This is a genomic window from Phaeodactylibacter sp., assembly GCF_040219495.1.
GTDB lineage: Bacteria > Bacteroidota > Bacteroidia > Chitinophagales > Saprospiraceae > Phaeodactylibacter.
In genome coordinates, this window is record NZ_JAVJSK010000031.1 from 1 (window position 1) to 15,157 (window position 15,157).

11 protein-coding genes are annotated in these 15,157 nt (G+C 52.1%); 4 read left to right on the plus strand and 7 right to left on the minus strand.

The features are described 5' to 3' along the window. Positions 1 to 186 precede the first annotated feature (186 nt). The 3 genes from RIC19_RS04655 (at position 187) to RIC19_RS04665 (ending at position 4,523) form a co-directional block, all read left to right on the plus strand. On the plus strand, positions 187 to 720 hold the full coding sequence (locus RIC19_RS04655; protein ID WP_350177128.1) for a dihydrofolate reductase family protein: 534 nt from the start codon (positions 187 to 189) through the stop codon (positions 718 to 720). 309 nt (positions 721 to 1,029) lie between these two features. Continuing rightward, on the plus strand, positions 1,030 to 3,231 hold the full coding sequence (locus RIC19_RS04660; RefSeq protein ID WP_350177129.1) for a peptidase domain-containing ABC transporter: 2,202 nt from the start codon (positions 1,030 to 1,032) through the stop codon (positions 3,229 to 3,231). Further along, entirely contained in the window at positions 3,231 to 4,523 is a 1,293-nt protein-coding gene (locus RIC19_RS04665; protein ID WP_350177130.1) for an HlyD family secretion protein, read from the plus strand. The genes RIC19_RS04660 and RIC19_RS04665 overlap by 1 nt, the downstream gene beginning before the upstream one ends. A gap of 86 nt (positions 4,524 to 4,609) precedes the next feature. Here the strand turns inward: RIC19_RS04665 and RIC19_RS04670 are convergent, their stop codons facing one another. From RIC19_RS04670 to recG, 3 genes are read right to left on the minus strand one after another with little or no spacing between them, the layout of a single operon-like run. After that, positions 4,610 to 4,840 carry a hypothetical protein gene (locus RIC19_RS04670; protein WP_350177131.1) on the minus strand — a complete coding sequence of 77 codons (231 nt, stop codon included), beginning with the start codon at positions 4,838 to 4,840 and terminating at the stop codon, positions 4,610 to 4,612. Positions 4,841 to 4,844: 4 nt separating this feature from the next. Then, a complete protein-coding gene (locus tag RIC19_RS04675; protein WP_350177132.1) occupies positions 4,845 to 5,336 on the minus strand; it encodes a DUF6932 family protein in 492 nt (163 codons plus the stop codon). 11 nt (positions 5,337 to 5,347) lie between these two features. Beyond that, positions 5,348 to 7,450: an ATP-dependent DNA helicase RecG gene (gene recG / locus RIC19_RS04680; RefSeq protein ID WP_350177133.1), complete on the minus strand. Its 2,103-nt coding sequence runs from the start codon at positions 7,448 to 7,450 to the stop codon at positions 5,348 to 5,350. Between the two features lie 231 nt (positions 7,451 to 7,681). Between recG and rbfA the strand changes: the two genes are divergently transcribed. Continuing rightward, positions 7,682 to 8,056: a 30S ribosome-binding factor RbfA gene (gene rbfA / locus RIC19_RS04685; protein WP_350177134.1), complete on the plus strand. Its 375-nt coding sequence runs from the start codon at positions 7,682 to 7,684 to the stop codon at positions 8,054 to 8,056. Positions 8,057 to 8,277: 221 nt separating this feature from the next. Here the strand turns inward: rbfA and RIC19_RS04690 are convergent, their stop codons facing one another. From RIC19_RS04690 to RIC19_RS04705, 4 genes are all read right to left on the minus strand, one after another. Continuing rightward, positions 8,278 to 8,778, minus strand: coding sequence for a GbsR/MarR family transcriptional regulator (locus RIC19_RS04690; protein ID WP_350177135.1), 501 nt, complete (start codon positions 8,776 to 8,778; stop codon positions 8,278 to 8,280). A 117-nt stretch (positions 8,779 to 8,895) separates the two neighbouring features. After that, complete coding sequence (gene gcvT, locus RIC19_RS04695; protein ID WP_350177136.1) at positions 8,896 to 10,017, minus strand: glycine cleavage system aminomethyltransferase GcvT; 1,122 nt, start codon at positions 10,015 to 10,017, stop codon at positions 8,896 to 8,898. A 16-nt stretch (positions 10,018 to 10,033) separates the two neighbouring features. After that, positions 10,034 to 12,043: a peptidylprolyl isomerase gene (locus RIC19_RS04700; RefSeq protein ID WP_350177137.1), complete on the minus strand. Its 2,010-nt coding sequence runs from the start codon at positions 12,041 to 12,043 to the stop codon at positions 10,034 to 10,036. 58 nt (positions 12,044 to 12,101) lie between these two features. After that, on the minus strand, positions 12,102 to 14,666 hold the full coding sequence (locus RIC19_RS04705) for a transglycosylase domain-containing protein (RefSeq protein ID WP_350177138.1): 2,565 nt from the start codon (positions 14,664 to 14,666) through the stop codon (positions 12,102 to 12,104). Positions 14,667 to 15,157 lie beyond the last annotated feature (491 nt).

Below are 15,157 nucleotides of genomic sequence, written 5' to 3' on the forward strand. Positions count from 1 at the left end.
TTTTTTACTAAAAAGACTAGAGTTTATTAAGGTAAGTTTTGTACAGGGTATGGATGAGTATTTTTTGCCAGATCAAAGAACGCCCGGAACCTCGTAGCCTAAGCTACGAAGGTGAGGACGAGATGCAGAGCTGGTGAAAAAGACCATTCAGAGACATACAAAATTTGCGTTAATAAACTCTACTATATGCAAAAGATCGTCTATTATGTCGCCTCTTCCCTGGATGGATTTATCGCAGGACCGGAAGATGATATCAGCGCCTTTGCCTTACAGGGGGCAGGTGTGGAGCAGTATCAAACAGACCTCCTGAAGTTTCGAACGGTCATTATGGGGCGCAGGACTTATGAGTTTGGTTTCCAGTACGGGCTGCAGCCAGGTCAGCCCGCTTATCCGCATATGGAACACTATATTTTTTCTGACACCCTTGAGATTGAAAATCTCGCAGAAACTGTTCACCTTGAGACCAGGTCAATTGACCGGGTGAAGGCGATCAGGGATAAGGCGGAAACAGATATTTACTTGTGTGGAGGAGGTGTATTTGCCGGCTGGCTACTGGAAAATGGCTTGATTGATCAGTTAAAGCTAAAGCTAAACCCTGTTGTATTAGGGGGAGGAATTCCGCTTTTTGGAGATTCCAAAGCCTCGGTAAAATGGAACCTTCAAGAACAGAAAGTATTTAGTGATGGGCTCCAGATTTTAACTTATAACCGGATTAAATAAATTGGACTGAACATGCAGGATCAATCTTTTGGAGTGAAAACGGCAGTCCTGTTTCTTTGGAAGATTCCCGTGTGCATAACAAATTGCACTACTTGAATAGCCTGGCAGCATTCGTGGATAAGCTGGAGCAGAGCGGGAAGTCTACCCCAGCAGCTACCGCGCTTAAATGCAGCGTGTTCCAACTCCTGGTATTGATAGCAGGTGGTCACTTTCTGTTTTGTGCAATTTGTTATACACACAAGATTCCCTTAGGCCTTTATAATTTACCCCAAATCCGTACCTTAGGCATTCCAGCAATGCTTCATTCTTATGCTTGACCGCTTTCCGCACTACCCACAGCACGATGCCATGGACTGTGGGCCCGCCTGCCTGCGCATGATTGCGCGGTACTACGGTCAGCGCTATGCTTTACCGGAACTGCGGGCACGGGCATATGTAGACCGCGAGGGCGTTTCCATGGCGGGCCTGGTGGAAGCCGCGGAGTCCATTGGTATGCGGCCCCTGCCAGTAAAATTGCCACTGGAAAGTACCGAGGAACGCCTGGGCATTGATCAGGCCCCATTACCCCTAATCGCACATTGGGAGCAACGGCACTTCGTGGTCGTCTACAAAACATCTAAGCAGCATGTATGGATTGCCGACCCGGCAGCCGGAAAACGGAAAATCACACGTGCTGCATTCAACCGCCACTGGGCCAGTGATGATGACGAGGGGCTGGCTTTGCTCCTGGAGCCACAGCCTGCTTTTTACGAAGAGGAAGGCATGCCCTCCGCACAGTCTGCGCCCCTGAATTACCTCCTGCAGTACCTGCGCCCCTACCGACCGTACTTTGTACAGCTGGTCTTCGGGCTTATCCTGGGCAGCCTATTCCAGCTGCTATTCCCCTTTCTGACCCAGGCGATCGTTGATATCGGTATCCGCAATGCTGACCTTTCCTTTATCAATCTGATTTTGATTGGTCAATTGCTGCTCTTCGCAGGCCGTCTGACCGTGAATATCATCCAAAACCGGATACTGCTCCACCTCGGTACCCGCATTAATGTCTCCCTAATTGCTGATTTCCTGCAGCAGCTCATGCGCCTGCCCATTGCCTACTTTGATACCAAAATGACCGGCGATTTATTGCAGCGTATCGGCGACCACCGGCGTATTGAGCAATTCCTGACCACCTCAGCCCTGAGTTTCTTATTCTCTGCTTTCAGCCTGCTTATCTTTGGTGGGGTCCTGTTGGTTTACAATGTATCGATCTTCCTCATCTTTTTGATCGGCAGCCTGCTCTATCTGGGCTGGATCCTCATTTATTTGAAAAAGCGGCAGGCGATTGACCACGCCCGCTTCCGGCAGTTATCGGATAATCAGAGCGCGCTCATTGAGCTGATTCAGGGGATGCCTGAGATCAAGCTGCAGAACAGCGGCTCCAAGCGGCGCTGGCAGTGGATGAACATCCAAACCCGCCTGTTCCGGGCCAACTTGAGGTCGCTGGATGTGGAGCAAACGCAGGATGCCGGCGCTTCAGCCATATCCCAAATCAAAGATATCCTCATTACAATTTTGGCTGCAAAACTGGTCATCGAAGGGCAAATGACACTGGGTATGCTACTCGCCGTCCAATTTATTCTTGGACAGGTGAACTTGCCACTTAGCCGGCTGGCGGACTTTCTGCGGCGCTGGCAGGATGCCCGTTTGAGCCTGGACCGCCTGTTGGAAGTGCAGACGGAAACACCCGAGGAATCGCTTACAGATGGTGCGCCGGTTTGGGATGATCTGCCGGAGCGCCGGGATATTCAGATTCGGAGCCTGCGTTTTCGGTATAATCCGCTTGCCGAATGGGTGCTCGATGACATCAACCTGGATATTCCGGAGGGCAAAGTCACGGCTATCGTTGGGGTGAGCGGAAGTGGTAAAACGACATTAGTCAAATTGTTACTGGGCTTCTACGAGCCGGAGCAGGGGCAAATCCGTGTCGGAGGTCAGCCGCTAAGCGGATTGCGTAAATCCCGGTGGCGGGCGGTTTGCGGAGCGGTGCTTCAGGATGGATTTATCTTTTCGGATACCATCGCCAATAATATTGCGGAAAGCAGCCCCGCCGTAGACCCGGAACGCCTCCTGAAAGCGGTGGAATTGGCCAATTTGAAGCCATTTATTGATGGCCTGCCGCTACGGTACAATACCAGGATCGGCGCTATGGGCAACGGCATCAGTCAGGGGCAGCGGCAGCGGTTGCTCATTGCCCGCGCCATCTACAAAACCCCTGATTTTCTGTTCTTTGACGAGGCCACCAACGCCCTTGATGCCAATAATGAACGAGAAATAGTCAATAACCTGCACCGCTTTTTCGAGGGCCGGACCGTTGTAGTGGTAGCCCACCGCCTGAGTACAGTAAGCCAGGCTGACCAAATTGTGGTACTGGACCAGGGAAAAATTGCAGAACAGGGCACACATGGGGAATTAGTCGCCCGCAAAGGTGCCTACTACCAATTGGTAAAGAATCAACTAGAACTCGGACAATAATGCCAGGGACCTCACCTTCAAACCACGCACAACCGGATGCCAATGGCGGACGGGCAGCCGTTCAGGAAATGCTGGGCGCACCTCCGGGCTGGGCTTTGCGATGGGGGATTTCGGCGGTATTTGCAGCGGTAGTCCTGCTGTTGACGGGGGCTTGGCTGATTCGCTATCCGGATACCGTGACTGCTCAGGTCATGTTGACTACGCCACAGCCTGCCATCCGCATAGTGGCGCCCCGTGGCGGGAAATTACAGCGGCTGCTGGTGAAAGACGGTGAAAAGGTCGGGCCTGGACAAACGCTGGCTGTGCTGGAGAATCCCGCAGTATGGGAGGAGGTCCAAGCCCTTCAGCAATGGCTGGCAAACGATACCCCCGAAGCCTCTGTCCCCGATCTCCGTCTTGGTACATTGCAGGCTCCGGCGGCGCAGCTGCTGCGCAACCGGGAGGCCTATCAGTTTTTCCTACGCCGGTCAGACTGGGCGAAACGGATTCGCTCTCTGCGGAATCAACAGGAGCAGCTGGTGGCGCTTTCGGCAGCACAGGCCCAAAAGCTGGAAGTCCTGCAGGCAGAGCGGGAACTGGCGCAGGCCAACTACAAACGCAATGAAGCCCTTGCTGCTTCCGGGAATGTCAGTCAGCTCGATAAGGAACAAGCGCAGTTGGCGGTGCTCCGACTGGAACGGGAGATACGCGAAGTAGAAGCCGAGCGCCTGCGCAATGCCCTGGAGGCAGAACGGAACAACGCCCTGCTCATCACCCTGCAGCAGGAGCAGCAAAACAGCGCGCAAGATCTGAAACTGACCTTCGAGGAAAGCAAAGCCAATCTGAAAGCCGCGGTGGAAACCTGGCAGCAGAATCATTTGCTCCGGGCCGAAATGGCAGGTCGGGTCGCCTTTCATCAGCCGCTTACCGCAGGGCAGTATTTGGAAGAAGGGCAATTGGTTATGACGGTGCTTCCGGAGTCAGGAGAGCACAATGTGTTCCTGGCTCGGGGCTATTTACCCGCTCAGAATGCCGGCCGGGTGGATACAGGGATGCAGGCTCGTTTATTTCTGGATGCTTATCCGGAGCAGCAATACGGCGCGATCAGGGCTGAAGTCCGCCACATAGGGCCCATCCCGGAGCAGCAGGCTTACTATATTGAGCTCGCGCTTACAGCAGGCATGCAGACGACCTACGGTCAGGAATTGCCCTTTTCACAGGAGCTCTCGGCCCGTGCCAATATCATTACGGAAGACCGGCGGCTGCTCGTCCGCCTCTTTGATCAAATGAGAAGTCTGTGGGAAAATTATTGAGGAGCCTATAGTGCGATCAGCCTTGTAGGATTTATATCTGGAATGAATGGTGATTCTTAGCTCAGGGCATCATAGAGAATTAAGGCTTAATCTACCATGCGGGCAAGATCTGAAGAGGTGATATTAAAAGCTAAAAATGATTCTTTGAGTTGGCGCATTAGCTCTTTTTTTTGATACTGGTACTCTGATATCATGAATTCGTCTTCATCATCCTGGTGCAGGTCAAGCATTTTATTCACTTTATTGATCTGCTCAAGAAGATTTACTACTTCGGCTATTTTATCTTCTGCGACGATTGGCTCGTTTTTATAATTCATAGGCCTAACTTGAAATGTTTAGTTCGAGGAACCCTTTAGGATATCTTTTGTATTGTTTGGTTTTTCTGGTTTTTGTGAACCAACTATACCAATACAAATAGTCTGACAGGTATTTGCTGTGGTCCTTATGTTCTTTTTGAAATACCCTGACATAATATACGTCAAGTCCTCTTTCTTTCAAATTCTTTTTATCAAAAAAATGTTCCCTGATCGTCTTGTACTTCGATTTAATCACCTCGTTTTCAATGAAAACTACCAAATCAATATCATTTGGATTTTGCTTCAACGTTACGAAACTACCATCAATCCATATTACTAAAGGTCTATCAATTGCCCTGTTTAGCTTGTCTGCAAAAGCCATGAACTGTTCTAAAAGTAGCATTCGTGTCGAGCTTGAAGGGAAAGGGCGGACGAAGTACTCTTCTATTTTCTCTAGCTTGATAGGTATTTTATCGTAAGGTTTTAGGTAGCCCCTTAAATCATATTGTATTTTCATATGTATGATATTTAACTTATCCTGCTCCAGCCCCTTAGCTTCTTCCCATGCTTATCCAGGTACCATACGATAGGGTGGTGCTCCGGGCGCTCAAACTTAGGGTCATCATCCAGGATGCGGGCGGCGACTTCCCTGGCCGTCTGTAGAATGCGCCCGTCCTTAGCCAGGTCGGCAATGCGGAAGTTGAGAATCCCACTTTGCTGTGTACCCTCGATATTGCCCGGGCCCCGCAGGCGGAGGTCCGCTTCCGCAATATCAAAACCATTATTGGTGCGCACCATCGTTTGGATGCGTTCTTTGCTTTCCTTGCTGAGCTTGAAGCTGGACATCAGAATACAGAAAGACTGCTCGGCACCCCGGCCCACGCGCCCCCTCAGCTGATGGAGCTGTGACAGCCCGAAGCGCTCGGTATTCTCGATCACCATGACAGAGGCGTTGGGGACGTTGACCCCTACTTCAATCACGGTAGTCGCGACCATAATCTGTGTTTTGCCCTCCACAAAGCGCTGCATTTCGAAGTCTTTATCAGCAGGTTTCATCCGGCCATGCACCACGCTGATTTGGTGTTCAGGGGGTGGGAACTCCCGCCGCAGGGCTTCATACCCATCCTGCAGGTTCTGCAAATCCAGGGTTTCGGATTCCTCAATGAGAGGGAAGACCACATAGACCTGCCGCCCTTTTTTGATCTCTTCCCGCATGAAACCGATGATCCGCAGCCGGTTGTTCTCGGTTTTATGCAGGGTTTGAATGGCTTTGCGACCGGGTGGTAGCTCATCAATCACCGAGACATCAAGGTCGCCGTAAAGGGTCATGGCCAGAGTACGCGGGATGGGCGTGGCGGTCATGACGAGTACGTGTGGGGGATAGGGGTTGCTTTTTTTCCAGAGCTTAGCCCGCTGCGCTACACCAAACCGGTGTTGTTCATCGGTGATGGCCAGCCCCATGTTTTTAAAGACGACAGGTGGTTCGAGCAAGGCGTGGGTGCCAATGAGGATGTCGATTTCCCCATTTTTCAGGGCTTCCAGGAGTACCTTGCGTTTTTTACCCTTCACGCTGCCCGAGAGGAAGCCTACCTGCAGGTCCATGCCTTCGAGGTACTCGCTGATGGAATTGTAGTGCTGTTGGGCCAGGATTTCAGTAGGTGCCATCAGGCAGGCCTGAAAGCCATTGTCGATAGCCAGGAGCATGGTCATGAGGCCAACGATGGTCTTACCACTGCCCACATCGCCCTGCAGCAGGCGGTTCATTTGGATGCCTTTGCCGAGGTCGCGGCGGATTTCCTTCAGGACGCGCTTTTGTGCCCCCGTCAGTTCAAAGGGGAGTTTGTGGTTATAGAAATGCATAAACTGCTCGCCTACCTGCTCAAAGTTGAACCCCTTAATGGCATCGCGCCGCCGCCGGATTTGCAGCAAGCGCAACTGCAGGAAGAAGAGCTCCTCAAACTTCAGGCGGTTGCGCACCTGTTGCAGTTGTTCTTCAGACGTTGGGAAATGAATGCCGCGGATCGCCTCATAGCGCGACGGGAACCGGAATTTTTGCACGATGTAGGGCGGCAGGTTTTCCGGCAGGTCTTCCGGGGTTAGCTTGTCAAAAAGTGCAGCCATGATACGCCGGCGATTGCGGGCATCGAGGCCTTTGGTGTTGAGTTTTTCTGTGCTGGGGTAGACCGGGGCAAAGCTGGCCGCTTTTTTGATTTGTTCCGGGTTGGCCAGCTCCATCTCCGGATGAGGCATACTCAGTTGATCCCGAAAAGCATTGACGCGCCCGTAGATGACGTACTCTTTGCCCACTTCCAGTTGGTTCTGCAAATAGCTGACCCCGGAGAACCACACGAGGTCGATGGCACCGGTATCATCCCGGAAACGCCCGGAGAGCCGCTTTTTCCGCCCTTCACCAACCGGCAACAACCGCCTTAAAATACCACGCAACTGCACCTCCCCACTATCCGGGTGGAGGGTATTGATTTTGTGGAACTGCGTTTTGTCGATGTAGCGGTGCGGGTATTGCTGCAGCAAATCCCCACAGGTGAAGATGCCCAACTCTTTATTGAGGAGTTCGGCGCGCTTCGGGCCAACGCCCTTGAGGTAGGATATGTCTGTTTTGAGGATATTCATATGCGCAGCTGTCAAAAATAGTAACTTTTACTGGTTTTTCGCAAATAGTCATGGAACTCTGCGGGAGCTGTTTTGTTGTATGTCGCACATATTAAGGCGTACCGCAAACGAATGGAGTTGACAAGCACGGTCAATAAACCTATCTTTGCGGCCCCAAAGAGCGTAAATAAGCGACGAGAACAAGCGCGGGCGGTAATTCCTGCGTTAGAAATACAGAAGATTAAACGACATATGGCGACGAAGCGCAACCTACAGGTGGCCGAGGTGATCAAACGGCATTTCAGCGAAGTATTACAGCATGAAGGCAGTTACGTTTATGGTATAGAACCACTGGTAACTGTTACTAAAGTAATAGTGAGCCCGGACTTCAGCCAGGCCAAAATCTACCTGAGTGTCTACAATACCGAAGACAAGCAATCGGTTATCCTGAAGATGGAGCATGAGATAACCCGGCTTAAGCAGGCACTGGCTTACCGGGTCAGGAAGCACATGCGGCGCGTTCCTGATATTGCCTTTTATCTGGATGATACCCTGGACGAAATGTTCCGCCTCAACCAATTGTTCAATCGACTGCATGAGGATGGGCACATGGGCGAGGAAGAGTAAGGGATCGCGCAATAATAACTTGCCCATTTAGAGCGTGTTGGGACTTTGGTCTTCGAGTCAGGAACTAGCAGTTTTTTGGGTTAGACGATCTGCCTGTACAACTGATGTGCCCGGTAGGCAGGGGCACGAAAACCGGAATTTTAGCTACGTGACCAAAGAGCAACGAAGAGCAGGACGAAATTTGGCAAGAACATACCGAAGTATAAAACCCCAACGCGACCTTACTTAATCATTTTCATAAAAGTACCCACAAACCAGTTGGAATCGGCTTTAACCAGGCTGTCCAAAGTAGAATCGGCTTTGCTGGAAAACAGCTTGATCTCTTTGATCACTTCCGCAAACTCCCGGGATTCTTCATCGACTTCATCAATGCTGGAGATTTCATCGAGCACCCGCAGCATGGGCTCTAGTTCCCGTTTCTTGCGCTGAGTGATGATGCACTTTACTACTTCCCACATATCCTTTTCTGCCACGAAATATTCCCGGCGCTCACCGGTTTTCAACTCCTTGTAAGCCAGGCCCCAATCGATCAGTGCCCGGATGTTCATATTGGCATTGCCCCGGGAAATCTTCAACTCATCCATGATTTCCTCGGCGCTCATTGCGTCCGGAGAAATCAGCAGCAACGCATGGATTTGAGCCATGGTCCGGTTGATTCCCCAGCTGGAGCCTAATGCTCCCCAGGATTGGATGAATTTGTCTTTTCCTTCTTCCAGTGTCATGAAAACCTGATTTCGTTGGGTACAAAGTCTAATAAAGAAAGATCTGAAGTTGATGACCAAGACCTTCTGTTCGGGTAGATAAATGAAAATTGGGGCGATTTGTTGTCAAACCGTGGATTATTTTCCCGCAGATGCCTTATAAAATGGAGGGCGAACCACAGTTGCCGTAAGGTTTTTGCGGCCGGCCTGTACGAAAATCTGAGTACCCGGCGCCTTGTATGCCTCCTCAACGTAGCCCATTCCAATCGGATAACCGAGAGAGGGCGAAAGGGTACCGGAAGTGACCTGTCCGATGGTTGCCCCATTTGCATCCATAATAGGATAGCCGTGGCGAGGCACCCGGCGTTCTGCCTGCAGTTCAAAGCCAACGAGCCGGCGGCTGACGCCTTCTTCCCGCTGTTTCACGAAAGTGCTCCGGCTGATAAACTCGCCCTTTTTAGTTTTGGTAATCCAACCCAGCCCGGCCTCGATAGGGGAGGTCGTATCATCGATGTCATTGCCGTACAGGCAGTAGCCCATTTCCAGCCGCAGGGTATCCCGTGCGCCCAGCCCAATCGGCTTGATGCCAAAAGGCTTGCCGGTTTCCATCACTGTATTCCATAGCTCCACGGCACGGTCAGCATTCACATAGAGTTCGAACCCGCCTGAGCCGGTGTAGCCGGTAGCCGAAATCAGGACATTCTCAATACCCGCGAAGGTATCTTTGGTAAAAGTGTAAAACTTAAGGGCGCTGAGGTCCGTATCCGTAAGGGGCTGCATGGCCTCAATCGCTTTGGGGCCCTGTACGGCCAGCAGTGCGGTTTGGCCGGAGATGTTGATCAGTTGCGTATCGAAGGTGTTCGCTTGTGTGATCCAGGCCCAGTCCTTTTCGATATTGGAAGCATTGACGACCATCATGAAGGCCATTTCGCCAGCTGAGCACATTTCTTCTGTGAGCCGGTAAACGATACAATCGTCTACGATGCCGCCTACATCGTTGGGCAGGCAGGTGTACTGGGCGTCACCGATCTTGAGCTTGGAAGCATCGTTGGTGGTCACCTTCTGGATAAGGTCGAGTGCTTCCCTGCCCCGAATAATGAACTCGCCCATGTGCGAGACATCGAATACGCCTATACTATTGCGTACCTGATGGTGCTCCTCTTTCAAACCGGTGTAGGAGATGGGCATATTGTAGCCAGCGAAAGCAGCCATCTTTGCGCCGAGCGCTTCGTGTACTGCCGTTAGTGGTGTGGTTTTCATGGTTAGGTTTTGCTGCTTAGAGTTGGATGTTTTTGATGCGGTCACCGACCTGGGTTTGGTGAACGATCTCCAGCCCTTCAGTGACGCGCGCAAATATAGTATATTCTCCGTCGAGGTGCGGGGTAGGGCTATGGGTGATAAAAAACTGCGTACATTCGGTATGATTGCCGGCAGAAGCCATGCCCACATACCCGGCCTGATCGTAGTAGACCGGGGGCAGTTCGGAGCGGATGGTGTAGTCCAGGCTGCCGTAGCCGTCGCCACGGGGACAGCCCCCCTGAATAACAAAGTTAGGTACGGCCCGGTGGATGGCCTTCTCCTGGTAAAAACCCTGCCGGACCAGAGCGATAAAGTTGGCAACGGTACCCGGTGCAATCTCGGGCATCATTTCCAGGGTGATATCCCCCCGATTGGTCGTGATGGTCACCAAACGGTCTTCCGACAAGTCATTCAGCATCGCCCAGTCGATCGGGTGATTGTATGCCGGGACCCTTGGCGACGGCAGCTCCTCTCCCTTGATATAGGCAATGGTCTGCTGTAGTTGATTGTAAGTCTCTATTTCTTTGGGTAGTTCCAGTTCCTCCAGGGCTTTCTCCAAAATAGACGTATTGGAGATGAGCGCGTCAAAGTTGAGGTTGTCGTTGCGTAGTGCTTCAGCTGAGACTGCGATCATACCGGGGTCTCCCGTTTGCATAGCATCGAGGTACATGCCCAGTAGTTCGCGGCGTACATTGCGGTAGCCTAACCCGAAGAATGACCTGAAGTCTTTCCGGCTGCTGACCATAGCGAGGGCTTCCATGGTAGCGGTTCGGATAGCGGGTGCATTAGAAGGGGCTCCTTCCCGGTACAGGTACTTGTAGTTCCAGCTAAATTCTGCCAGGGCTTTGATCAGGGCTGATTTTTCGTATACCGAATTGCTGTTCTGATACCAGCGCCGCAGTTCCGCATTGATGCCATCTCTGGAATTGACAGAAAAGGCAGGCAGGTGCCGGTTTGCCGCCTGATAAAGTGGGATCTGGACTTGCCAGGGCATGGAGTCTTTTGCCCACTGCCAGTACTGTGTGGCATCATCGGTAATTCCGTGCTCGATAAAAAACTGGGCTGCCCGTCGGGCCTCATTGGTATTGGTGCTTTTCAGGGCTCCACGGACGGTGGTTTTTACACTGTCGTAGGGGAAGTTGGCCAAGGCCCGCAGCAGATTGCTTCTGACCCGGTAATCGTTCTCTTGTTTGTACTGCTGTAGCAGGGCGTCTAGTGCCTGATCTGTTTTGGTTTTGCCCAGGGCAACGACGAGCGCCATTCTGATACGCGGATCGGTAGAGGTACCAAGTGCGTCACTCAGCAAGGGAGCCATAGTGGAATCAAATTTCAGGTTGGCCGCTCGGTAGAGGTAGTTGGCTGCGATGAGCCGGGCGCTGGCCGGATAGCGGTTGTCGGTAGCCAGCTGCACCATCCGCTTCGTACCTGCATCGTTGGTCATATTCCGAAGTGCATATCGGTAAATGCCCAGTGCCTGCCCTTCCAGTAATGCAGTATCGGTAGGCTCATAGGTGGAAACAGTAGCGAGGTCAGCCAGGGTAGACTCCGCCCCGATTTTCCCAACGGCTTCCAGTATTGCCCGGTTGGCCAGGCGGTAGTGCCCGGCGGTATCGTTGCGCTCAAATGCCCGGAGCAGGTAATCCTCACCGGATGCTGCCCCAGTCTGACCGATCGCATAGGCGGCCACTGCCCGTACCCGGTCGACAGGGTCCTGAAGCAGTAGCGCCAGGCTGTCGACGGTTTCCGGCAAACGGATAGAGGCGAACGCCCGGGCGGCAAGGTACCGCAGGGTAGGGCGCTCATCGGAAAAGTAAGTATAAAGGCTGTCCGTCTGCTGTTTATCCTGGAAGTCAGTGATCAATTGGAATTCCGGGGAACGGGCATCAAGGGTGATATTGCTGTCGACCTCGTCAGAAGGGGGCATACAGCCATTGTACAGCAATGCCGTAGCAGACAGAATAAGTAAAATGGGGAGATGGTGTCTCATAGCAGTATTGCGCTGTCGGTTTTTGTTTATGGTTGCTAAGCCGGCTTCAGTAGAGGGCTTAGAATTCTTCGTTGCCGAACATATCATCCGAGAACCCTTCATCCTCAAAGTTCTCGTTTTCTTCCTCCAGTGGGAATTGATTGTTCTGGTACTCGTCGCAGTTCATTTCGATACCAATATCGCCGGTGGGGCGGTTGAAGCGGGCTTCGGTATCAAAATCGACCACCTCGCTTTTCTCCAGTTCTTTGATGAAGTTGATAAAGAAAGGCTTCGCCATAGCTGCACCCTGCCCGTAGTGGATGGACCGGAAGCGGATCCAGCGGTATTCGCCACCCACCCAGGTGCCCACAACGAGGTTGGGGGTAATGCCCATAAACCAGCCGTCGACGTAGTCGTTGGTGGTGCCAGTCTTCCCGCCGGCTTCAACCTCTAAAGTTCTGCCAAGGCCAGCCGCATACCGGAGCATTTCCACCATCACATAATTGGCATTAGGATTGATGGCGACATTTTCTTCCGGGACTCCTTCGTAGAGCTTTTTCCCGTCCTTGTCTTCGATCCGCATAATGCAGTAAGGCTTGGTGAACAAGCCGTTATTCGCGAAAGCGGTATAGGCGCCGGTTAGCTCGAGGTTGGTCAGGTCGGTAGCGCCCAGGCAGATGGAAGGCGCCTTGGGCACCCGGTAGCGCCCGTTGGAATAGCGGGCGGAGCTGTCGATGCCCATTTGGTGCACCAAGCCTCTTACGGGTTCTGTATCGCCCAGTTGTTTCATCAGATGGGCAGAAATGGTATTCTTGGATTGCTTCAACCCTTCCCTAAGCGTGAAAAGGTGGCCGCTGTAGGAGTTGGACGAGTTGCGGGGCGTCCAGGGTTCCAGCAGGCCAAAGTTGCCGTCGCCCGGGGCAATAGTTTGAGGCAGATCATACACCTGATAGCAGGGCGAGAACCCCTGCTGCGCGATGGCCGTGGCGTAGACAAAGGGCTTAAACGTGGAGCCCACCTGTCGTGAAGTACGGTTGTGGTCTACTTTGAAGTAGCGGTAATTGATGCCCCCCACCCAAACTTTGATGTGCCCGGTGACTGGGTCTACCGCAAGGATACCAGTCTGCAATTGCATAAGATGGTACTTGATGGAATCAAGGGGCGTCATCACCGTATCCTTTTGCATCTCCTCATTATCGTAAGTGAAGACCCGCATTTCTGTTTCGGTACTAAAAGCACGGTCCACTTCTTCCTGCATAGCCAGCCATTGCTTACGCAGCTCATTGAAATGCTTGCTGCGCATAATCTGCCGGTACTGCGCAGCAAGCCCGGTGCTGATCAGGTTTTGCCCGACCAGGTTGTCGATTACCCCACCTTCCTCGGCTTCCTGTACCACGCGCTCCACTTCCCGGTCGTCCGCATGGAACATTAGCTCGGTTTCCGGCTGGATTTTGGCTACGATATCCTTAATATACTTCGACCTTATTTTTTGGTACCGGTCAGAAACCCGGATGAGGTCCTGTAGTTTTTTCTGGCGGCGTTCCACCGGCACTTCATTCCCCGATCCGCTGGTGTATTCCCAGGGGTCTTTGCGCACCACGCTCCAGGTCTCCCAAAAGCGGTCCTGTTGTTTGGCCATGTGTTGTTTCATCACCCGCTCAGCAATGCGCTGCATCTCCGGGTCGATAGTGGTGTAAATCTTAAGCCCGTCCCGGTAGATATTGTAGTGGCTGCCGTCCGCTTTTTTGATGTTTTCGCTCTTCAGCAGGTTTTTAATGTCTTTGGCGAGCTCCATCCGGAAGTAAGGCGCGATGCCGTCCACGTGCGTTTGGCTGGTGTATTTCAGGTTGAGCGGTTGGGTGCGGAGCGTATCGTAAGCGGTATCTTCAATGAGGTTGTTTTTTCTCATTTGGTTGAGCACCACCATGCGCCGGTGAAGGACGGTGTCCGGGCGGTCGAGTGGATCGAAAAGGGAAGGGTTTTTCAGCATGCCTACGAGCATAGCAGCCTCGTTGACATTGAGTTCATCCTGTTGTTTGTCGAAGTAAATCTCGGAGGCCGCTTTGATACCGTATGCACCATTAATGAAATTGAACTTATTGAAGTACATGGCGATGATCTCCTCCTTAGTATACCGCCGCTCCAGGCGGGTGGCAATGATCCATTCCTTGAGCTTTTGCAGCCCGCGTTCCCAGATATTTTTGGAGACCTGCTGGGTGAAGAGCAGCTTAGCCAGCTGCTGGGTGATGGTGGACCCCCCGCCCGAGCTGCGCTGCCCCAGGAGTACGGTTTTTACTGCAATACGCCCCAAAGCGGCAAAGTCAATACCACTGTGCTCGTAGTAGCGTTCGTCTTCCGTGGAAATGAGAGCATTGACCAGATTTGGCGAAAGCTGATCATACGTTACAGGCACCCGGTTTTCAGTATAATAGCGGCCTATTACCTCTCCATTGGACCCGAAAACCTGGGAGGCTTCCTCGCTTTTGGGGTTTTCCAGCTGTTCCACAGAGGGCAGTTCTGTGAAGGAAAGGAGGATGAAAGCCAGGGCAATGCCTGACAGTCCTGCGCCAGCTATATACCACATCCAGCGCATGATGTTGCGGTACGTCTGTTCTTTAGGCTTGGATCCGGTTTGTTGTTCCATGGTCTGCTTTGAGTTCCGGGTTCAAAAGTAGTGAATTCTTGTGGGTTGTTAGGCAGTGGGTTAGGGGATTTGCACAGAAGCCTTGGAGCTCCGGCATTTGCCTATCTAAACGAATTTAATTGAAGACCCCGTATACCGCCTGGCAGGAGAATAGCTTTATGAGCGTGTTGGGACTTTAATAATCAGTTTGTCCCGCTTCCTGAAACGGGACACTTTCCCGCCTGTGTCTCGTCGCCTGTGGGCTTTGGACACCGGAGACCGAAGTGCTTCGACACGCAGGCAGGTTTGCTATTAAAGCACCGCCTCCAAACACGCTCTAAACGATTTGTGGTGCATTACCCAATTTTATCAGGGGATTTTTTGTGAAGATCAAATCAAAGCTGTACTTTGACATTGTGTAAGTAATGACGTTCTGTCTGTCCAACGTGAAGGTGCATTATTGGGAAAAGCCTTTGCGACTTATCGACGGCGAAGCCATTCCGGGATTATGT